This window comes from Pseudomonas sp. P20, from assembly GCF_016463925.1.
GTDB lineage: Bacteria > Pseudomonadota > Gammaproteobacteria > Pseudomonadales > Pseudomonadaceae > Pseudomonas > Pseudomonas aeruginosa.
Map to the genome: position 1 here is coordinate 109,645 of NZ_JAEMVM010000004.1, position 18,714 is coordinate 128,358.

Annotated in this window: 18 protein-coding genes; 3 read left to right on the top strand and 15 right to left on the bottom strand. The window is 69.7% G+C overall.

What is annotated here, in order from left to right; genetic code table 11:
• The first annotated feature begins 6 nt into the window (after window positions 1–6).
• Window positions 7–1,281 carry an outer membrane protein transport protein gene (locus JHD77_RS06675; RefSeq protein ID WP_003082638.1) on the top strand — a complete coding sequence of 425 codons (1,275 nt, stop codon included), beginning with the start codon at window positions 7–9 and terminating at the stop codon, window positions 1,279–1,281.
• Window positions 1,282–1,339: 58 nt separating this feature from the next.
• On the opposite strand, the gene JHD77_RS06680 is transcribed toward JHD77_RS06675, so the two are convergent.
• The 3 genes from JHD77_RS06680 to JHD77_RS06690 form a co-directional block, all read right to left on the bottom strand.
• Window positions 1,340–1,894, bottom strand: coding sequence for a glutathione peroxidase (locus tag JHD77_RS06680; protein WP_003082631.1), 555 nt, complete (start codon window positions 1,892–1,894; stop codon window positions 1,340–1,342).
• 164 nt (window positions 1,895–2,058) lie between these two features.
• Entirely contained in the window at window positions 2,059–3,258 is a 1,200-nt protein-coding gene (locus JHD77_RS06685; protein WP_014603139.1) for an MFS transporter, read from the bottom strand.
• Between the two features lie 73 nt (window positions 3,259–3,331).
• Complete coding sequence (locus tag JHD77_RS06690; RefSeq protein WP_003123092.1) at window positions 3,332–3,781, bottom strand: MarR family winged helix-turn-helix transcriptional regulator; 450 nt, start codon at window positions 3,779–3,781, stop codon at window positions 3,332–3,334.
• Window positions 3,782–3,911: 130 nt separating this feature from the next.
• Here JHD77_RS06690 and JHD77_RS06695 point away from each other — a divergent pair, with 130 nt between their 5' ends.
• Window positions 3,912–5,732, top strand: a complete 1,821-nt coding sequence (locus JHD77_RS06695) for an acyl-CoA dehydrogenase C-terminal domain-containing protein (RefSeq protein ID WP_003109278.1) — start codon at window positions 3,912–3,914, stop codon at window positions 5,730–5,732.
• Window positions 5,733–5,764: 32 nt separating this feature from the next.
• Here JHD77_RS06695 and JHD77_RS06700 read toward each other — a convergent pair whose 3' ends face one another.
• Window positions 5,765–6,325, bottom strand: a complete 561-nt coding sequence (locus JHD77_RS06700) for a TetR/AcrR family transcriptional regulator (protein WP_003124996.1) — start codon at window positions 6,323–6,325, stop codon at window positions 5,765–5,767.
• Between the two features lie 118 nt (window positions 6,326–6,443).
• Between JHD77_RS06700 and JHD77_RS06705 the strand changes: the two genes are divergently transcribed.
• Window positions 6,444–7,949: an MFS transporter gene (locus JHD77_RS06705; RefSeq protein WP_033999051.1), complete on the top strand. Its 1,506-nt coding sequence runs from the start codon at window positions 6,444–6,446 to the stop codon at window positions 7,947–7,949.
• Here JHD77_RS06705 and JHD77_RS06710 read toward each other — a convergent pair.
• The 11 genes from JHD77_RS06710 to btuB all read right to left on the bottom strand — a co-directional run bounded on the left by JHD77_RS06710 (window position 7,912) and on the right by btuB (window position 18,697).
• Complete coding sequence (locus JHD77_RS06710) at window positions 7,912–8,649, bottom strand: adenosylcobinamide-GDP ribazoletransferase (RefSeq protein WP_016253684.1); 738 nt, start codon at window positions 8,647–8,649, stop codon at window positions 7,912–7,914. The two genes, JHD77_RS06705 and JHD77_RS06710, sit on opposite strands and share 38 nt — an antisense overlap.
• Before the next feature lie 2 nt (window positions 8,650–8,651).
• Window positions 8,652–9,236: an alpha-ribazole phosphatase family protein gene (cobC, locus tag JHD77_RS06715; protein ID WP_016253685.1), complete on the bottom strand. Its 585-nt coding sequence runs from the start codon at window positions 9,234–9,236 to the stop codon at window positions 8,652–8,654.
• Window positions 9,233–10,288, bottom strand: a complete 1,056-nt coding sequence (gene cobT / locus JHD77_RS06720) for a nicotinate-nucleotide--dimethylbenzimidazole phosphoribosyltransferase (RefSeq protein WP_031755366.1) — start codon at window positions 10,286–10,288, stop codon at window positions 9,233–9,235. Before cobT ends, cobC begins: the two co-directional genes overlap by 4 nt.
• A complete protein-coding gene (cobU, locus tag JHD77_RS06725; protein WP_003082599.1) occupies window positions 10,285–10,806 on the bottom strand; it encodes a bifunctional adenosylcobinamide kinase/adenosylcobinamide-phosphate guanylyltransferase in 522 nt (173 codons plus the stop codon). Before cobU ends, cobT begins: the two co-directional genes overlap by 4 nt.
• Window positions 10,799–12,271 carry a cobyric acid synthase gene (locus tag JHD77_RS06730; RefSeq protein WP_003112353.1) on the bottom strand — a complete coding sequence of 491 codons (1,473 nt, stop codon included), beginning with the start codon at window positions 12,269–12,271 and terminating at the stop codon, window positions 10,799–10,801. Before JHD77_RS06730 ends, cobU begins: the two co-directional genes overlap by 8 nt.
• Window positions 12,264–13,259, bottom strand: coding sequence for a threonine-phosphate decarboxylase CobD (gene cobD / locus JHD77_RS06735; RefSeq protein ID WP_003133501.1), 996 nt, complete (start codon window positions 13,257–13,259; stop codon window positions 12,264–12,266). The genes JHD77_RS06730 and cobD overlap by 8 nt, the downstream gene beginning before the upstream one ends.
• Window positions 13,252–14,190, bottom strand: a complete 939-nt coding sequence (gene cbiB / locus JHD77_RS06740; protein WP_019371995.1) for an adenosylcobinamide-phosphate synthase CbiB — start codon at window positions 14,188–14,190, stop codon at window positions 13,252–13,254. Before cbiB ends, cobD begins: the two co-directional genes overlap by 8 nt.
• On the bottom strand, window positions 14,187–14,843 hold the full coding sequence (bluB, locus tag JHD77_RS06745; protein WP_003082592.1) for a 5,6-dimethylbenzimidazole synthase: 657 nt from the start codon (window positions 14,841–14,843) through the stop codon (window positions 14,187–14,189). The genes cbiB and bluB overlap by 4 nt, the downstream gene beginning before the upstream one ends.
• Window position 14,844: 1 nt before the next feature.
• Window positions 14,845–16,152: a cobyrinate a,c-diamide synthase gene (locus JHD77_RS06750; RefSeq protein WP_031755364.1), complete on the bottom strand. Its 1,308-nt coding sequence runs from the start codon at window positions 16,150–16,152 to the stop codon at window positions 14,845–14,847.
• A 31-nt stretch (window positions 16,153–16,183) separates the two neighbouring features.
• The gene (cobO, locus tag JHD77_RS06755; RefSeq protein ID WP_003086769.1) at window positions 16,184–16,795 is read right to left on the bottom strand and encodes a cob(I)yrinic acid a,c-diamide adenosyltransferase; all 612 of its coding nucleotides are present in this window, start codon (window positions 16,793–16,795) and stop codon (window positions 16,184–16,186) included.
• 63 nt (window positions 16,796–16,858) lie between these two features.
• Window positions 16,859–18,697: a TonB-dependent vitamin B12 receptor gene (gene btuB, locus JHD77_RS06760; protein WP_031755362.1), complete on the bottom strand. Its 1,839-nt coding sequence runs from the start codon at window positions 18,695–18,697 to the stop codon at window positions 16,859–16,861.
• Window positions 18,698–18,714 lie beyond the last annotated feature (17 nt).

Sequence of the window (18,714 nt, forward strand, 5' to 3'; positions counted from 1 at the left end):
CCAACAATGAAAACAATATGGTTTAAAACCTCTCTCGCACTGACCATTAGCGCTGTCTCCACCTACACCCTCGCCAACGGCATCGCCATCAACGAACAGAGCGCCAGCGGCGCCGGCACCGCCTACGCCGGCCGCGCCTCGTCCGCGCTCGATGCCAGCACCATCTACGGCAACCCGGCCGGCCTGTCCAAGCTGAAACGCACCGAAGTCAGCGGCGGTCTGGCCATCGTCAAGGCCAAGGACGACATCAGCCAGGCCCACAGCACCGCCCAGGGCAGCAACAAGGGCGACTCGGTACCGCTGGCCGCCGTACCGTTCGGCTACTTCTCCACGCCGATCAACGAAGATTTCACTTTCGGCCTGGGCATCTACGTGCCCTACGGCATCATCAACGATTACGAAAACGGCTTCATGGGCAGCTCCCACGGCTCCTATAGCAAGGTGCAGGTGATCACCGTGCAGCCGACCATCGCCTGGAAGATCAACGACAAGGTTTCCGTCGGCTTCGGTCCGACCTTCAACCGCATCGACGGCCAGTTGAAGAACACCCTGGCCACCAATGGCCTGCTCGGCAGCAACGGCGATACCAAGATCAACATCAAGGGCGACGACACCGCCATCGGCTACAACGTCGGCGTGATGGTCGACCTGACCGACGACACCACCTGGGGCCTGACCTACCACTCCAAGGTCAAGTACCACCTGGGCGGCAACACCGAAGTGAAGAACGCTCCGGGTGCCCTGGGCCTGAACGGCAAGTACGATGCCAAGCTGGACATCACCCTGCCGGAATCGGTGGATACCTCCATCACCCACAAGTTCGACGACAAGTGGACGGGCTACCTGGGCGCCGTCTGGACCCGCTGGAGCCGCCTGGAGAAGATCGAGGTGCGCAACAGCGGCGTACCGGCGCTCGGCCAGGCCCTGGGCTTCAACACCATCGGCGAAGACCTGAACTGGCGCGACACCTGGTCCTTCTCGGTAGGTACCTCCTACCAGGCCACCCCGGAGTGGGTGCTGCGCACCGGCTTTGCCTACGAGCCGTCGCCGACCTCCAACGAGGACCGCAACGTACGCATCCCGGTGGGCGACCGCAAGGTCTTCACCGTCGGTGCCGGCTGGTCGCCGAACCAGGACCTGACCGTCGACGTGGCCTACGCCTACCTGTGGGAAACCACCGCCGGCGTCAACCAGGAAGGCAGCGCCCTGCAGCCGGCCTACAGCGCCAAGTACGACAACAGCGCGCATGGCCTGACCGCCCAGGTCACCTATCGTTTCTGATCACACGCGCCAACGAAGAAGCCGGGCAATGCCCGGCTTTTTCATGCCTGGCCGACCCTCAGGGCTGGCTGGCGATGGCCTTCTCGATGGCGGCCTGGAGCTGCGGATCGTCCGGGGTGGTCTTGCTGGAGAACTGCGCGACCACCCTGCCCTGGCGATCCACCACGTACTTGTAGAAGTTCCAGCGCGGCGCCTGGCCGCTCTGCTCGGCCAACTGGCGGAACAGCGGGATCGCCTCGTCGCCGCGCACGTGCTGCGGCTGGGTCATGGCGAAGGTCACGCCGTAGTTGCCATAGCAGATCTTCGCGGTCTCGGCGGTATCCGCGGCTTCCTGCTTGAAGTCGTCGGAAGGTACCCCGAGCACTTCCAGGCCCTGCCCCTTGTAACGCTGGTAGAGCGCCTCGAGCCCCTTGAACTGCGGGGTGAAGCCACAGTGGCTGGCAGTGTTGACCACCACCAGCGGCTTGCCGGCGTAACGCTGGCAAAGATCGATGCTTTCCTTGGAACGCAGCTTGGTCAACTGGCCCTGCAACAGTTCCGGGCAATCGGCGGCCCAGCCGCTCAGCGGCAGCCCGGCGAGCGCCAGGACGGACAACAGCACGCGAGGTTTCATGGAATGGCTCCTTGGCGACGAATGTCCCAGCTTACCCTTCCCCGCGCCTATCGCCACCTATCAGCATGCGCCCATGCCCAGTTCCAGCAGCGCCAGTCCGCCACGCTGCCAGCCCCACCAGGCGAGTCCCAGCAGCGCCCCGGCGGCGAGCAGCCAGGCCAGCTTCACGCCGCGCCTCCGGCCACCTGCAGGCGCGCCACCGGACGCTCGCGCACCGGCCAGTTGAGCAGCGCCGCGAGCAGGCTTAGCAGGATCGACAACTGCCAGACCAGGTCGTAGCTGCCGGTGCGGTCGTAGACCACCCCGCCCAGCCAACCGCCGAGGAAGGCGCCCAACTGGTGGAAGAGGAACACGATGCCGCCGAGCATCGACAGGTTGCGCACGCCGAACAGGGTCGCCACGGTGCCGTTGGTCAGGGGCACCGTGGACAGCCACAGCAGCCCCATGGCCACGCCGAAGGCGTAGGCGCTGTAGACGCTCAGCGGCAGCCAGAGGAACAGCACGATCACTACCCCGCGCACCAGGTACAGCGCGGTCAGCAGGCGCGGCTTCGACCAGCGCCCGCCGAGCCAGCCGGCGATGTAGGTGCCGAACACGTTGAACAGCCCGACCAGCGCCAGCACCGTGGTGCCGACCTGCGCCGGCAGGTGCTGGTCGACCAGGTAGGCCGGCAGGTGTACGCCGATGAACACCACCTGGAAGCCGCAGACGAAGAAGCCCAGCGCCAGCAGCCAGAACCCGGAATGCGCGCAGGCCTCGCGCAGCGCTTCGCCGAGGCTCTGTTCGTGGCCCTGCAGCGGCAACGGGCGATCCTTCATCAGCCCGGCCAGCGGCACGATCAGCGCCACCAGCAGGCCCAGGGCGAGCAGGGCCGAGGACCAGCCCAGCCAGCCGATCAGGCCGAGGGTACCGGGCAGCATGGCGAACTGGCCGAAGGAGCCGGCCGCGCTGGAGATACCCATCGCCATGCTGCGCTGCTCCGCCGGCACTGCGCGGCCGACGGCGCCGAGGATCACCGAGAACGAGGTGCCGGAAAGGCCCAGGCCGATCAGCAGGCCGGCGCTCAGCGACAGCCCGGTGGCCGACTGCGAGAGTCCCATCAGGACCAGGCCGAGGGCGTACAGCAGGCCCCCCACCAGCACCGCCCGCGCCGCGCCGTAGCGGTCGGCGAGCGCCCCGGTGAACGGCTGGGCCAGGCCCCAGACCAGGTTCTGCAAGGCGATGGCGAAGGCGAAGACTTCGCGGCCCCAGCCGAAGTCGGCGCTCATCGGCGCGAGGAACAGGCCGAAGCCATGTCGCACGCCGAGGGACAGGGCAAGGATCAGGGCTCCGGACAGCAGGATCCAGAAGGCGGCACGCGGCATGGGTCGCTCCATCTACGGGTATATACCCGCTTTATCGTGAACGAAGCGCCTCGGCGAGAGGCTTCGTCGGTTGTCAGTCCAGTCGCTCCAGTTCCGCCAGCAACGCCGCCAAGGCGCCGCTGCGCTCCTCGCCAAGGCGCCCGGCGAGACGCCGCTGCGCATCTTCCCAGGCCGGCGTTCCGCGCTCCAGGGCATCCAGCCCGGCAGGCGTCAGCTCGACCAGGCGGTTGCGCTGGTCCTCGCCACCGGTCAGGCGCAGCAGGCCGTCGCCTTCCAGCACCCGCAGGTTGCGACCGAGGGTGCTGCGGTCGAGTCCCATGGCTTCGGCGAGTTCGGAAATGCTCGGCCGGTCCAGGCGCCGCAGGTGCCGCAGCAGGGAAAACTGCGCCACCTTGAGGCCGGTATCGGCCAGCGCCTCGTCGTAGAAGCGGGAAACGCTGCGGGCGGCGCGACGCAGTTTGGTACAGAGGCATTGGGTCGGTAGCATGGATGCGTGTATATACCCGTACTTCTCGACGGTCAAGCGGATTGTCCGAACTGCCAACGCCGTCTGTTGCCCCTGCCAAGGCCGGACGCCGGGCGCTGGCCTATAACTCGCGCTGTCAGCGGCGACCGGGAGCACCCGGCGCCCTCCATCCATCGCCGAGGTAGCCATGCCCGTTTACAAAGCCCCGCTGCGCGACACGCGCTTCCTGCTCAACGAAGTCTTCGATTTCCCCGAGCATTACCGCAACCTGGTCAACGGAGCCGAAGCCACGCCGGACATGGTCGATGCGATCCTCGGCGAATGCGCGAAGCTCTGCGAGGAAGTGATCGCCCCGCTCTACCACAGCGGCGACGAGGAAGGCTGCCACCTGGAGAACGGCGAAGTACGGACGCCGAAGGGCTACAAGGAAGCCTACGAGGCCTATGTCGCCGGCGGCTGGCAGGGCCTCTCGCACCCGGTGGAGTACGGTGGCCAGGGCCTGCCGATGAGCCTCGGCGCGCTCAAGCAGGAGATGATGGGCACCGCCAACTGGCCGTTCTCCATGTATCCCGGCCTCTCCCTCGGCGCGATGAACACCCTGATGCAGCACGGCACCGAGGAACAGAAGCAGACCTACCTGGTTCCGCTCACCGAGGGCCGCTGGGGCGGCACCATGTGCCTCACCGAGCCGCAGTGCGGCACCGATCTCGGCCAGGTGAAGACCCGCGCCGAGGCCAACCCCGACGGTAGCTACGCCATCAGCGGGACGAAGATATTCATCTCTTCCGGCGAACACGACCTGACCGAGAACATCGTCCACATCGTCCTCGCCCGCCTGCCGGACGCACCGAAGGGCACCCGCGGCATTTCCCTGTTCATCGTGCCCAAGTTCCTTCCCGGCGAAGGCGGCGCGCTCGGCCCGCGCAACGGCGTGAGTTGCGGCGCGCTGGAGAAGAAGATGGGGATCAAGGCCTCGGCCACCTGCGTGATGAACTTCGACGGCGCCACCGGCTTCCTCATCGGACCGCCGAACAAGGGCCTGGAATGCATGTTCACCTTCATGAACAGCGCCCGCATCGGCACCGCCATCCAAGGCGTGGCCACCGCCGAGCTGGCCTACCAGGGCGCCCTCGCCTACGCCCGCGAACGCCGTTCCATGCGCGCGCTCTCCGGGACCAAGGAACCCGACCAGGTCGCCGACAGCCTGATGCACCACGGTGACGTGCGGCGCATGCTGCTGACCCAGAAAGCCATCGCCGAAGGCGGCCGGGCGCTGGTCTACCTGGCCACCCAGTACGCCGACCGGATGATCCAGGGCATCCTCAGCAACGACGACGCCGAATACGAACGCTGGGACGACAAGCTCGGCTTCCTCACGCCGATCCTCAAGGGCTGCCTGACCGAACTCGGCCTGGAAAGCGCCAACCTCGGCATGCAGGTGTTCGGCGGCCACGGCTATATCCGCGAACACGGCATGGAGCAGATCGTCCGCGACGCGCGGATCGCCACCCTCTACGAAGGCACCACCGGCATCCAGGCCCTCGACCTGCTCGGCCGCAAGGTCCTGCTGATGACCCAGGGCAAGGCCGTGCGCGACTTCACCAGGGGCGTGGCCCGGTTCGCCGTCGACCTGCTGAAGAACGAGCCGCGCATGCGCGGCCGCGCCCTGGTGCTGCTCAAGCTCTGCGCCCAATGGAACCTGCTGACCCTGCGCATTGCCCTCACCGCGCGCAAGCAACGCGATCTGGTGAGCACCGCCAGCCACGACTACCTGATGTTCTCCGGCTACGCCACGCTGGCCTATTCCTGGGCCCTCCAGGAAGCCGCTGCGCGCCGGCGACTGCGCCAGGGCGGCAGCGAGTCGGCGGACTTCTACAAGGCCAAGATCGCCACCAGCGAGTTCTACTTCGCCCGCCTGCTTCCGCGCGCCAAGGGCCACGCGGCGGCAATGGCGAAGCCGACGGGTTCGATCATGGACCTGAAGAGCGAGCACTTCGCCTTCGACTGAGGCGACCACCCGCAGCGCGCGCCAGCGGAGCCTCAGTCTCCGCTGGCGCCAGCCGGGGTCAGCAACAACGCACGAACGTCGTCGAGCATCGAGTCCCATTCCTCCTGGCCAATGTCCATCAGGCGGAAGTAGCGCAACATGAAAGCGCCCTCCACCGCCAGGAACGCCAGGCGCGCACGGCGTCCCTCAGGTGCGGACAGGTCCAGGCCTTCCAACCGGCTGCGATACCACTGGTTGCTGCCCTCCAGGTGCTCGGGCGTCTGGATCAGCGCCGCCATCAGCGCCGCCGCCTTGCTGCTGGACAGCTCGTCCGAACGCTGGGTCGCCTCGGCATGTGCGCGAACCCGCGTCAGTGGCGTCGGCTGCTTCCCTGCCACCGCTTCGAACAGGCTGTCGTAGGCCTTGCCCCAGCGCTCGAAGATCGCGTCGATCAGCGCATCCTTGGTACCGAAGCAGTACTGCACGCCGCCCTTGGTAATGCCCATTTCCTTCGCCACCGCATCGATGGTCAGGCCGGCCGCGCCTTCGCGGCCGATCACCGCCTCGGCGGCATCGAGCAACTGGTCACGGTCGATCGTTCGTCGGCGTCCCATGGCTACCTCTTGAGTTTAAATCCATACGTATGTATTTATATTTTCACGCGCCCGCCCGTGGCGCGCAATTCCCGTTATCCACGGCGAGCGATGAACCGTTCGCCACAGAGGTTATCCCATGTTCCGGCAGAACCGCTGGCTGGTCCTGGCCATCGTCTCCAGCGCCCTGTTCCTCATCATCATCGACATGACCGTGCTCTACACGGCCCTGCCGCGCCTGACCCACGACCTCGGCGCGACGGCCGCGGAGAAACTCTGGATCGTCAACGCCTATCCGCTGGTGGTCGCCGGCCTGCTGCCCGGCGCCGGCTTGCTCAGCGACCGCCTTGGCCACAAGCGGCTGTTCCTCACCGGCCTGCCGCTGTTCGGCCTGGCCTCGCTGTGCGCCGCCTTCGCCCCCAGCGCCGCGGCGCTGATCGCCGCCCGCGCCGGGTTGGCGGTGGGCGCGGCACTGATGATGCCGGCGACCCTGTCGATCGTCCGCCATGTCTTCCAGGACGAACGCGAACGCGCCCTGGCCATCGGCATCTGGGCCTCCGTCGCCTCTGCCGGCGCGGCGCTGGGGCCGGTGGTCGGCGGCGTGCTGCTGGAGTTCTTCTGGTGGGGCTCGGTGTTCCTCATCAACGTCCCGGTGGTGGTCGTCGCTTTGTTGCTGGCGCTGCCGGCCATCCCGGCCTGCGGCGGCCAATCGCGGCGCCCATGGGACCCCCTCGGCTCGCTGGAGGTGATGTTCGGCCTGGTCGGGGTGGTGTATGCGATCAAGGAACTCAGCACACGCGCCCCGGACTTCGGGCTGGCCGTCCTCGCCGCGCTCGGCGGCATGCTCTGCCTGTACCTGTTCGTCCGCCGCCAGCGCCGCGCCCGCGAACCGATGATCGACTTCGCGCTGTTCCGCAACCGGCGCTTCGCCCGCGGCGTCGCGGTGGCCCTGGTGGCGACCATGGCGCTGGTCGGCATGGAACTGGTGTTCAGCCAGCACCTGCAACTGGTGCAGGGCCTGACGCCGCTGAAGGCCGGCCTGTTCGTCCTGCCGATCCCGCTGGCCTCGCTGGTGGTCGGGCCGCTGGCCGGCTGGCTGGTGCCGCGCTGGGGCGAGAACCGGGTGATGTGCGCCTCCCTGCTGCTCGGCAGCGCCGGATTGCTCGGCCTGGCCCTGTCCTACCAGTCCGCCACCGGAGCGCAACTGGCCAGCCTGGTGCTGCTCGGCGTCGGCTTCGGCGGCGCGATGACCGCCGCCTCCACCGCGGTGATGCTCAACGTGGACGAACAGAGTTCCGGAATGGCGGCCGCCATCGAAGACGTGTCCTACGAATTGGGCGGGGTGATCGGCGTGACCCTGCTCGGCAGCCTGATGAGTTTCGTCTACGGGATGTCGCTGAGGCTGCCCTCGGCCGAGCTGCCGGCGCGGGTCCGCGACAGCCTCGACGACGCCCTGTTGGTCGCCGAGGGCCTGGCGCCGGAGGTCGCGTCGCGGCTCGTCGAGCTTGCCCGGCAGGCTTTCGACCAGGCCTTCGTCGCCGTGCTACTGGCCGCCGCCGCGCTGCTCTTCCTCAGCGCCATGGCGGTCCTGCGCCAGCCGCGTCCGGCTACAGAGCCAGCGCCACCAGCACCGCACACTCGGTAAGTTCGACCAGCGCGCCGGCGGTGTCCCCGGTGGTGCCGCCGAGGCGCGCGAGGAAACGGCTGCGCAGCCAGGCGAAGAGCATCAGCGTCACCAGCAACGCCAGCAGGCCGGCCAGGCCGAAGGCCAGGGCCAGGCCGAAACTCACCCCCAGCACCCACGGCAGGCTGCGCGCCGGCAGGTGCTCGGCGATGGCCTGGCCGAGGCCGCCGGGGCGCGCGTAGGGCGTGGTCAGGAACAGCAGCGGCAGGCTGCTGCGCGCCAGCCACGGGGCCAGCGGCAACAACCCGGCCTCGCCCTGGCCGAGCAGCGCCGCCAGGGCGGAGAACTTCAACAACAGGACCAGTACCAGGACAACCACCGCCACCGGGCCACTGCGCGGGTCCTTCATGATCGCCAGGGTCCGCTCGCGGTCGCCCAGCCCGCCGACCCAGGCGTCCGCCATGTCGGCCAGGCCGTCCAGGTGCAGCGCGCCGCTCAGCGCCACCCACAGGCTCAGCAGCAAGGCTGCCTGCAACAGCGGCGGCGTACCGTCGAGCGACCGCGCCGCGGCGTACAGCACGACGCCGATCAGCACCCCGACCAGTGGATAGCAGAGCACCGCGCGGCCGAACTGTTCCGGCGTCGGCATCGCCGACAGGCGCACCGGCAGGCGGGTGAGGAACTGCAAGGCGACCAGCAGTGAGCACAAGGCTTCGCGCATGGCTATTCCCCTTCCCGGCACTCGTGCCAGCGATCGTCGCCCTCTCCGGCGCGCAGGCCGAACAGTGCGCCATGACCGACGTCCACCTGCAGCAAGTGCTCGCGCGGCAGGCCACGGGCGCGAGCGAGCAACAGACGGATGACGCCGCCATGGGTCACCAGCAGCACACGACGGCCGGCATGACGCTGGCGCAGGCGTCGCTGGGCGACCAGCACCCGCGCCTCGAACTCGGACAGCGGCTCGCCGCCCGGCGGGGTAAAGGCGTAGGGATCGGCCCAGAAGCGGCCGAGCGCCTCGCTGTGGCAGTCCATCAGGGCGGCCGCCGAGCGCCCCTCCCAAGCGCCGAAATGCAGTTCGCGCAGATCGTTTTCCAGTTCCAGCTCGATCCCCTGGCGCTGCGCCAGTTCCTCGGCGAAGGCGCGGCAACGTTGCAATGGCGAGCTGACCAGCAGGTCCCAGCGTCCGCCTTCCACCGCCGTGCGCATCTGCGCCCAGCCACGCGCGGTCAAGGCGTCGTCGAGGCTGCCGCGGAAACCGCCGCCGGACTCGGTTTCGCCATGCCGCAGGAGGTCCAGGCGCAGGCTCATGCCGGGCGGTCCGAGACCGCCGCTTCGGCGAAGGTCGCCATCCCCGCGTGCAGCGCGCAGGCCTGGCGCAGCAGCGGCACCGCCAGCGCCGCGCCGCTGCCCTCGCCCAGGCGCAGGCCGAGGTCGAGCAGCGGTTGCGCCGCCAGGGCTTCGAGCACATGGCGATGGCCCGGCTCGGCACCGCTGTGGGCGAACAGCAGCCAGTCGCGGCAGGCCGGGTTCAGGCGCACCGCGCAGAGCGCCGCGACGCTGCAGATGTAGCCGTCGACCAGGGCGACCATGCCTTTCTGCGCGCAGGCCAGGTAGGCGCCGGCCAGCGCGGCGATCTCCAGGCCACCGAGACGGCGGAGGGTTTCGAAGGGGTCGGCGCGATGGGCGCCGTGCAGGGCCAGGGCACGCTCGATCACCGCGGCCTTGTGCGCCACGCCGCTGGCGTCCAGCCCGGTTCCCGGCCCGACCAGCGCGCTCGCCGGCGCATCCAGCAGCGCGCAGGCCATGGCCGCCGCCGCGGTGGTATTGCCGATGCCCATCTCGCCGCCGATGAACAGCTGGCTGCCGGCCTGCTCGGCGCGGCGCACGCTTTCGCGCCCGGCCTCGAGCGCCAGCAGGCACTGTTCGGCGCCCATCGCCGGGGCCTCGACGAAGTTCGCGGTGCCCGCCGCCAGGCGCAGGTGGCGCACGCCGGGCAAGGCTTCCAGGGGGACGGCGGTGCCCAGGTCGACCACCTCCAGGCCGGCGCCGAGTTCGCGCGCCAGCACGCTGATCGCCGCGCCGCCGCGGACGAAGTTGCGCAGCATCTCGCCGGTGACCGCCTGCGGATAGGCCGAGATGCCCTCGGCGACTACCCCGTGGTCGCCGGCAAAGACCGTCACCCAGAGCCTCTCCAGGCTCGGTCGTTCGCGCCCCTGCAACGCCGCCAGGTCGATCGCCACCTGCTCCAGGCGGCCCAGCGAGCCGCGCGGCTTGGTCAACCGGTCCTGGCGTTCGGCCGCGCGCCGGCGCATCTGCGGGTCCGCCTCGCGGCAGGTGTCGCGCCACCATTGCAGACTCATAGCGGTTCTCCTTTCAACGGCATGGGCAGGCCGGCGACGGTGAAGGTCACCCGTTCGCAGCGTTCGGCGATGGCCTGGTGCAGCCAGCCGGCCTCGTCGACGTAGCGCCGGCTGAGTTCGCCCAGCGGCACCACGCCGAGCCCGGTTTCGTTGCTGACCAGGATGATCCGTCCCGGCAGCTCGCCGAGACATTCCAGCAGCGCCTCGCGCTCGCCGTCGAGACGCTGGGGATCGTCGCAGAGCAGCAGGTTGGTCAGCCACAGGGTCAGGCAGTCGACCAGCAGGCAGCGTCCGGCCTCGGCCTCGCTGCGCAGCGTCGCCGCCAGCGCCAGAGGCTCCTCCAGGGTTCGCCAGTGGGCCGGGCGGCGCGCGCGGTGCTCGGCGATGCGCCGGCCCATTTCGCCGTCGCCGGCCTGGGCGGTGGCGATGTAGCTCACCGCCAGCCCGCTCTCGGCGGCCAGGCGCTCGGCCAGGCGGCTCTTGCCGGAACGGGCGCCGCCAAGGATCAGGTCACGCATGGGGTTCTCCGCAGAGGGCGAGCAATCGCCCGGTATCCAGGTGGCGCTCGACCAGGTCGGCGAGCCGCTCGATGTCGCGTTCGCGCAAGGCCTGGTAGTCCACCGCCTGGACCTCGCGCAGGCCGGCCCAGCGCAGCAGCGCCGAACAGGCCGCGGTGGATTCGAACAGGCCGTGCAGGTAGGTGCCCATGACGTTCCCGTCGACGCTGCGGGCACCATCCGCGCGGCCATCGTCGAGCACCACCGCCGGCCGCGCCAGGGCTTCGCCACGGGTGACTCCGGCATGGATCTCGTAGCCCGACAGCGGCGCATCCTCCAGGCTCAGGCGGCCCTGTACGTTGCGCAATTGCTTGTCCGCCTCAAGGGTCGTTTCCAACGCCAGCAGGCCGAGGCCAGCGCTGCTGCCGGCCGCGCCTTCCAGGCCGAGCGGATCGTGCAGGCGCTCGCCGAGCATCTGCAGGCCGCCGCAGATCCCCAGCAGGCGACCGCCGTAGCGCAGGTGACGGAGGATCGCCTCGTCCCAGCCGCGCTCGCGCAGCGCCGCGAGGTCGGCGCGCACGCTCTTCGAGCCGGGCAGGACGATCAGGTCCGCCGACGGCAGCGCCTGGCCGGGGCCGACGAAGCTCAACTCGACCTGGGGGTGCAGGCGCAGCGGATCGAAATCGGTGTGGTTGCTGATCCTCGGCAGCACCGGCACCACCACCTTCAGGCGCGGCCCGACCTTGGCCGCCTGGCGCGTGTCGATGGCGTCCTCCGCCTCCAGGTGCAGGTCGCTGACATAGGGCAGCACGCCGAGCACCGGCTTGCCGGTGCGCGCCTCCAGCCAGTCGAGGCCGGGTTGCAGCAGGGCGATGTCGCCGCGGAAGCGATTGATGACGAAGCCCTTGACCCGCTCCCGCTCCGAGTCGGAGAGCAGTTCCAGGGTGCCGACCAGGTGGGCGAAGACCCCGCCGCGGTCGATATCGGCGACCAGGATCACCGGGCAATCCACCGCTTCGGCGAAGCCCATGTTGGCGATGTCGTTGGCGCGCAGGTTGATCTCCGCCGGCGAGCCGGCGCCCTCCACCATCACCACCCGGTAGGCGGCGGCGAGCCGCCCATGGGAAGCCAGCACCGCTTCCATCGCCACGCGCTTGTAGTCGTGGTAGGCGGCGGCGTCCATGCTGGTCACCGCGCGGCCATGGATGATCACCTGGGCGCCGATGTCGGTGTTCGGCTTGAGCAGCACCGGGTTCATGTCGGTGTGCGGCGCCAGCCGGCAGGCCTGGGCCTGGACCGCCTGGGCGCGGCCGATCTCGCCGCCGTCGGCGGTGACCGCGCTGTTCAGCGCCATGTTCTGCGGCTTGAACGGCACCACCGCGACGCCGCGCCGGGCCAGCCAGCGGCACAGCGCGGTCACCAGGGTGCTCTTGCCGGCGTCCGAGGTGGTGCCCTGGACCATCAGGGTCCGCCCGCGATCACTCATGAGCAGGCTCCTTGAAGCCGAGCAGCGCGGCATCGAGCCGGGCCCAGGCGGCCTCGTCGGCGGGCAGGCCGAGGCGCAGGCTGGCCGGCTGCTCGAATTGGCGGGTGAGGATGCCGCGCCGCGCCAGGTAGTCGTGCAACGCCGCGCAGCGTGGATCGACCAGGCGCTGGAACAGCGCGCTGCCGCCCGCCGGCGGCCAGCCGTGGCGGCGCAGCAGTTCCTCCAGGCGCTGGCTGGCGGCCAGCAGGCGCTCGCGCTGCTGGCGCTGTTGCTGGCGGTCGCGCAAGGCACTCTGGGCCACATGGCGCACCGGGCCATTGACCGTCCACGGGCCGAGCTGCTCGGCCAGCGCCTGCAACAGCGGCCGTTCGCCGAGGGCGAAGCCGAGCCGCGCGCCGGCCAGGCCGAAGAACTTGCCGAACGAGCGCAGCACGATCAATCCGGGCCGGTTGCTGCAGGCCGCCAGGCTCGACTGCGGGGTGCAGTCCATGAACGCCTCGTCGACCAGCAGCCAGCCGCCGCGACGTTGCAGGCGGGCATGCCAGGCCAGCAGCTCGGCGGGCTCGAAGACCCGCCCGGTGGGGTTGTTCGGGTTGACCACCAGCAGCACGTCGAGGCTGTCGAGATAGGGCTCGACCTCGGCCTCGCCGATCTCCCGCACCAGGTGCCCGGCCTGGCGCCAGGCGTGGGCGTGCTCGGCGTAGCACGGCGACAGGACGCCGACCCGCCCGCCCCGCCGCAACCTTGGCAGGGCCTGGATCGCCGCCTGGCTGCCGGCCAGCGGCAATACCCGTTCGGCGCCGTAGTAGAGGCAGGCGGCGGCTTCCAGGCCGTCGTCGCTCTCCGGCAGGCGGGTCCAGGCCTGCTCGGGGATCGCCGGCAGCGGAAACGGCCAGGGCGCGATGCCGGTGGACAGGTCCAGCCAGTCCGCCAGCGGAATGTCGTAGCGGCGCGCCGCCTCGCGCAACCGCCCTCCGTGTTCAAGCATGCAGCCACCCCATGGCCCAGAGTCCGGCCAGCACCAGCAGCCAGAGCAGCACGCCCTGGCGCACCAGCGCCAGGGCCCGATAGATGTCGCGGCCCTGCGGCTGCGGGCCGCTGCCGAGGAGCGGCCGCTGGTGCAGCTCGCCGTGGTAGATCGCCGCGCCGCCCAGGGAAACCCCCAGCGCACCGGCGCCGGCGGCCATCACCGGGCCGGCGTTGGGGCTGTCCCATTGCGGCGCCTGCTCGCGCCAGCAGCGCAGGGCCTGGCGGGTGTCGCCGAGCAGCGCGTAGGTCAGCGCCACCAGCCGCGCCGGCAGGTAGTTGAGGATGTCGTCGATCTTCGCCGCGGCCCAGCCGAAGCGCTCGAAGCGCGCGTTGCGGTAGCCCCACATCGCGTCCAGGGTATTGCTCAGGCGATACAGCACCACCCCCGGCGCGCCGGCCACGGCGAACCAGAACAGGGCGGCGTAGACCGCGTCGCTGCCGTTCTCCAGTACCGACTCGGTGGCCGCGCGGGCGACCCCGGCCTGGTCCAGTTCGCGGGTATCGCGGCTGACCAGGTAGCCGACACGTCGCCGCGCCTCGTCCAGGTCGCCGGCGCGCAAGGCCAGCGCCACCGGTTCGGCGTGCTCGCCGAGGCTGCGCAGGCCGAGCGCGGCGTACAGCGCCAGGGCCTGGACCAGCCAGCCGAGGTAGGGAAGTTCAGCGAGCGCCCAGGCCAGCAGGGTCAGCGGCAGTACCGCGAGGACCCAGGCGGTCACCCCATGGCTGCGCCAGCCGACCCCGGGATCGCCCTCGCCGGCCAGGCGCGAGCGGTTGAAACGGCGCTCCAGGCGGTCGGCCAGGCGGCCGAAGGCGACCAGCGGGTGCCAGCCCTGCGGCTCGCCGAAGCGCGCATCCAGCACCACGCCGAGGATACCCAGCAGTGCGCTCATGCTCGCTCGCCCCAACGGTTCTGGTAGACCAGCTCGGCCAGCGGACGCGGTTCGCTCCAACCCTCCAGCGCCAGCATCGGCGCCGGGTAGAACTCCGCCACCGGGCCCAGGCAGAGCACCGCCACCGCCTCGCTGCCGGGCGGCAGGCCGAGCAACTCGCCCAGCGCGGCCGGATCGAACAGCGATACCCAGCCCATCCCCAGGCCCTCGGCGCGACTGGCCAGCCAGAGGTTCTGGATCGCGCAGGCGAGCGACGCCAGGTCCATCTGCGGCAGGGTCCGGCGACCGAACACATGGCGTTCGCGGTCGTCCATCAGGGCGGCGACCAGCAGTTCGGCGCAATCCAGCACGCCCTCGACCTTGAGCCGCATGAACTCGTCGGAGCGCTCGCCGAGGGCTTCGGCGGTGCGTCCGCGTTCCTCCTCGACCAGCCCGTGGATGGCCCGCCGCAACGCCGGCTCGGTGATACGGATGAAGCGCCAGGGTTGCATCAGGCCAACGCTGGGCGCCTGGTGTGCGGCCTCCAGCAGCCGCGCGAGCAGCTCCGGCGCCACGCTGCCGCCGCTGAAGTGGCGCATATCGCGGCGCTCGGCGATGGCCCGGTAGACGGCGGCGCGCTCCGTGGCGCTGAAGGCGTGGGAAGAATCGGACATGTCAGTCGGCGTCTCGCGCGGGCGCCAGCAACGCAGCGGCGGCCTGCGGGTTGGAAGGCAGGTAGAAATGGATATAGGAAGCCGTCAGCCGGCCAAGACGGAACACCGCCTCCGCCGTGTTCCGGCCGTTCGGGCAGACGCCAAGGGCCAGAGGCTCGACGGCGCAGTCGAGGGTCGAGTGATGGAAGGTATGCCCGCGCAGCCGCCCTTCCGGCAGCTCGACCTCCTGCAAGGCCAGGGCGGTCAGGCGCTTCTGCAGGCGCGCCCGGCCCGGCAGCAGGCCGAGCAGTTCGCCGCGCTCGCCGTCGGCGTCTTCCAGGCAGTCGAGCAGGTAGAGCATGCCGCCGCACTCGGCCAGCAGCGGCTTGCCGGCGGCATGGTGGGCTCGGATCGCCTCGGCCATGGCGCGATTGCCCTGCAGGCGCCCCAGGTGCAGTTCGGGATAGCCGCCCGGCAGGTACAGGCTGTCCACGGCGGGCAACGCCTGGTCCTGCAGCGGCGAGAAGAACGCCAGCTCGGCGCCGAGTTCGCGCAGCAGGTCGAGATTGGCCTGGTAGAGGAAGGCGAACGAGGCGTCGCGGGCCACGCCGATGCGCACGCCTTCCAGGCTGCGTTGCAGCGGCGCCGGAGCGGGCACCTCGAAGGTCACCGGCTCCGGCAGGTCGGTCTCGGCGCTGGCCAGCAAGGCGTCGGCGGCGGCGTCCAGGCGTACATCGAGATCGGCCAGTTCCTCGGCCTGGACCAGGCCCAGGTGGCGGCTCGGCAATTCGAATTCGGCCGAGCGCGGCAGACCGCCGAACCAGCGCATGCCGGGCGGCAGGCAATCGCGCAGGATGTCGCTGTGGCGCTGGCTGCCGACGCGGTTGCCGAGCACTCCGGAAAACGGCAGGTCCGGCTGGAAATGCGCCAGGCCGTAGGCCAGCGCGCCGAAGGTCTGGGCCATCGCCGCGCCGTTGATCACTCCCAGCACCGGCACGCCGAAACGCCGCGCCAGGTCTGCCGCCGAGGGGTTGCCATCGAACAGGCCCATCACCCCTTCGATGAGGATCAGGTCGGCCTCGCCGGCGGCCCGCGCCAGCAGGCGTCGCGCTTCGGCCTCGCCGACCATCCACAGGTCGAGCTGGTAGACCGGCGCGCCGGAGGCGCGAGCGAGAATCATCGGGTCGAGGAAGTCCGGTCCGCACTTGAACACCCGCACCCGTCGCCCCTGGCGCGCATGCAGGCGGGCCAGAGCGGCGGTGACGGTGGTCTTGCCCTGGCCGGAGGCCGGGGCGGCGATCAGCAGGGCCGGACAGCGTGCCTGGGTCATGGGCGAAGCGTCTCCGCGCATGGCGCCGGCATCAGAACTCCACTCCTTTCTGCGCCTTGATCCCGGCCTTGAACGCGTGCTTGACCAGGCTCATCTCGGTCACCGTGTCGGCGGCCTCGATCATCCCCGGCTGCGCGCCGCGGCCGGTCACCACCACATGCTGCATGGCCGGGCGCGCCTGGATGTCGGCGAGGACCCTGTCCAGTTCCAGGTAGCCGTGCTTGAGGGCGATGTTCAGTTCGTCCAGCACCACCAGGCCAACGTCCGGGTCGGCCAGCAATTGCGCGGCGACCTTCCAGGCCGCCTCGGCCTTGGCGATGTCGCGCTGGCGGTCCTGGGTCTCCCAGGTGAAGCCCTCGCCCATCACGTGATAGCTGACTTCCTCGGGGAAGCGCCGGAAGAAGGCTTCCTCGCCGGTGCTGGCGGCGCCCTTGATGAACTGCACGACACCGACCTTCATGCCATGGCCCAGGGCCCGCGCGACCATGCCGAAGGCCGAGCTGCTCTTGCCCTTGCCGTTGCCGCTATGCACCAGGAGCACGCCGCGTTCGTCGCGGGCCTGGGCGATCTTCTCGTCGACCACGGCCTTCTTGCGCTCCATCCGCTCGCGGTGGCGCTGGTCCTTCTCGGGGGATTCGTTCATCGTCGATCACTCCTTGCGGCGACGCGGCCGCGCCGTCGCCTCGTTCATTCGAAATACCCGGCCTCACAGAGCCTGGTAGCGCACGCTGAGGTAGACCGCCTGGCCAGGCTGGTTGTAGCCATACGCGGTTTCGTAGTCGGCACCGAACAGGTTGGCGATCCGGCCCTGCAGGCGCCATTCGTCGTTCAGCCGGTACTCGCTGCGCAGGTCGAGGGTGGCGTAGCCGCCCAGGCGCACCTTGTTGGCCGGATCATCATAGCGTCGGCCTTCGGCGTGCACGCTGGCGCCCAGCGAAAGACGCTCGAAGCGCCGGTCCAGTTCCAGGTTGAACATCCGCCGCGCCCGGCGCGGCAGCTCGTTGCCGTCGTTGACGCCGCCGGAACGGTTTTGCGGGTCGAGGAAGGTCGCGTTGGCGTTCCAATCCCAGCCCAGCCACTGGCTGCCGAGGACCAGTTCGACGCCACGGATGCGCGCTTCGTCGATGTTGAACGGCACATAAAGCCCCTGACGGGTTGTATAGGTGATCAGCGAGTCGATGTCCGTACGATAGGCATTCACCGCCCAGTGCCCCCAGTCGTGCGTACCGCTGAGGCCGACCTCCAGGCTGCGCGAAGTCTCGGCGTCCAGGTCGGGATTGCCGTAGTCGAGGTAGTAGAGTTCGTTGAAGGTCGGCGCCTTGAATGCCGTACCGTAGCTGACGGTGAAGCGCAGCGCGTCGCTCAGCGCGTAGCCCCAGGCGGCGCTGCCGGTGTCGTGCACGCCGAACTGCTGGTTGTCGTCACGGCGCAGGCTCAGTTGCCAATCCTGGCGACCGTACCGGCCGAGGTACTGGGCGAACCAGCCTTTGTTCAGCCGCGAGTCGACGCTGAAGGCTTCGCTGCTGCTGATCTCGTCCTTCTGCCAGTCGTAGCCGAGGGTCAGCACATGGCCTTCGGCCAGGGTCAGGTCGTTCTGCCAGGACAGGCTGTCGCGACGGGTATCGAAGCGCGAGTAGAAACGGCCATCCTGATAGGCATCGGCCTTGTCCTCGCTGCGCCCGGCCTGGAGGGTCACCAGCCAGGGATCGAGCGGAGTGAAGCGGGCACGGCCGCCGACCAGGTTCTGCTCGCCGTCGGCGTTGGTATTGAAACCGGAGTTGCCGAAAACCTGGTCATAGTCGTTGTGCGACTTGGCCCTGAGCAGCGTGCCGTCGAGTTCCAGGCCATTGTCGAAGCGATAGCCGCCGCGCAGGTTACCGGACAGGTTGCGATAGCCATCGCGGTCTGGTTCGTAGCTCGAGGTGCCTGCGCGCTTGGCGTTGATGCCCGCCGTATCGAAGCTGCTCACCCCGAGGCTGTACCAGCCGTTGCCAGCGCCGCCGCTGACCCCGGCGCTGCCCTCCAGGGTCTGATGGGTGCCGTAGCCGGCGGAGAAGAACGGCTTGGCGCCCTGGCCGTCGCCGCGCCGGGTGAAGATCTGGATCACCCCGCCGATGGCCTCCGAGCCGTACAGGCTGGAACGCGGCCCGCGGACCACCTCGATGCGCTCGATCAGCTCCACCGGCAAGTCCTGGAACGCGGTGAGGCCGGCGCTGGCCGAGCCGACCTTGATGCCGTCGATCAGCACCAGCACATGGTCGGACTCGGTGCCGCGCAGGAACAGCGTGGTGTTCTTGCCGAAACCGCCGTTGTTCGCCAGCGACACGCCGGGTACCTGGCGCAACAGCTCCGGCACGCTGCGCGCCTGGCTGCGCTCGATATCCTCGCGGTCGATGACGCTCACTGCCGCCAGGCTCTGGGAAGCGGTCTGGGCGGTACGGGTGGCGGTCACCACCTGGTCGGCAAGGCTGACCGGTTCGGCCAGGCTCAGGGAAGACGCGCCGCACAGCGCCACGGCTGCCGGGGTCAGGAAAACTCTGTTCATGCTCTGCGCTGCTCCGT

Excerpts from the sequence above, each read along its gene's own strand:
- cobU (WP_003082599.1), bottom strand. The coding sequence starts at position 10,806 with ATGCGTGACCTGATCCTTGGCGGCGCCCGTTCCGGCAAGAGCCGCCTG.
- cobO (WP_003086769.1), bottom strand. The coding sequence starts at position 16,795 with ATGAACGAATCCCCCGAGAAGGACCAGCGCCACCGCGAGCGGATGGAG.
- JHD77_RS06675 (WP_003082638.1), top strand. The coding sequence starts at position 7 with ATGAAAACAATATGGTTTAAAACCTCTCTCGCACTGACCATTAGCGCT.
- JHD77_RS06750 (WP_031755364.1), bottom strand. The coding sequence starts at position 16,152 with ATGACCCAGGCACGCTGTCCGGCCCTGCTGATCGCCGCCCCGGCCTCC.
- cbiB (WP_019371995.1), bottom strand. The coding sequence starts at position 14,190 with ATGAGCGCACTGCTGGGTATCCTCGGCGTGGTGCTGGATGCGCGCTTC.
- btuB (WP_031755362.1), bottom strand. The coding sequence starts at position 18,697 with ATGAACAGAGTTTTCCTGACCCCGGCAGCCGTGGCGCTGTGCGGCGCG.
- cobT (WP_031755366.1), bottom strand. The coding sequence starts at position 10,288 with ATGAGTCTGCAATGGTGGCGCGACACCTGCCGCGAGGCGGACCCGCAG.
- JHD77_RS06680 (WP_003082631.1), bottom strand. The coding sequence starts at position 1,894 with ATGAAACCTCGCGTGCTGTTGTCCGTCCTGGCGCTCGCCGGGCTGCCG.
- JHD77_RS06695 (WP_003109278.1), top strand. The coding sequence starts at position 3,912 with ATGCCCGTTTACAAAGCCCCGCTGCGCGACACGCGCTTCCTGCTCAAC.
- JHD77_RS06700 (WP_003124996.1), bottom strand. The coding sequence starts at position 6,325 with ATGGGACGCCGACGAACGATCGACCGTGACCAGTTGCTCGATGCCGCC.
- cobD (WP_003133501.1), bottom strand. The coding sequence starts at position 13,259 with ATGCTTGAACACGGAGGGCGGTTGCGCGAGGCGGCGCGCCGCTACGAC.
- bluB (WP_003082592.1), bottom strand. The coding sequence starts at position 14,843 with ATGTCCGATTCTTCCCACGCCTTCAGCGCCACGGAGCGCGCCGCCGTC.
- JHD77_RS06730 (WP_003112353.1), bottom strand. The coding sequence starts at position 12,271 with ATGAGTGATCGCGGGCGGACCCTGATGGTCCAGGGCACCACCTCGGAC.
- cobC (WP_016253685.1), bottom strand. The coding sequence starts at position 9,236 with ATGAGCCTGCGCCTGGACCTCCTGCGGCATGGCGAAACCGAGTCCGGC.
- JHD77_RS06710 (WP_016253684.1), bottom strand. The coding sequence starts at position 8,649 with ATGCGCGAAGCCTTGTGCTCACTGCTGGTCGCCTTGCAGTTCCTCACC.
- JHD77_RS06705 (WP_033999051.1), top strand. The coding sequence starts at position 6,444 with ATGTTCCGGCAGAACCGCTGGCTGGTCCTGGCCATCGTCTCCAGCGCC.
- JHD77_RS06685 (WP_014603139.1), bottom strand. The coding sequence starts at position 3,258 with ATGCCGCGTGCCGCCTTCTGGATCCTGCTGTCCGGAGCCCTGATCCTT.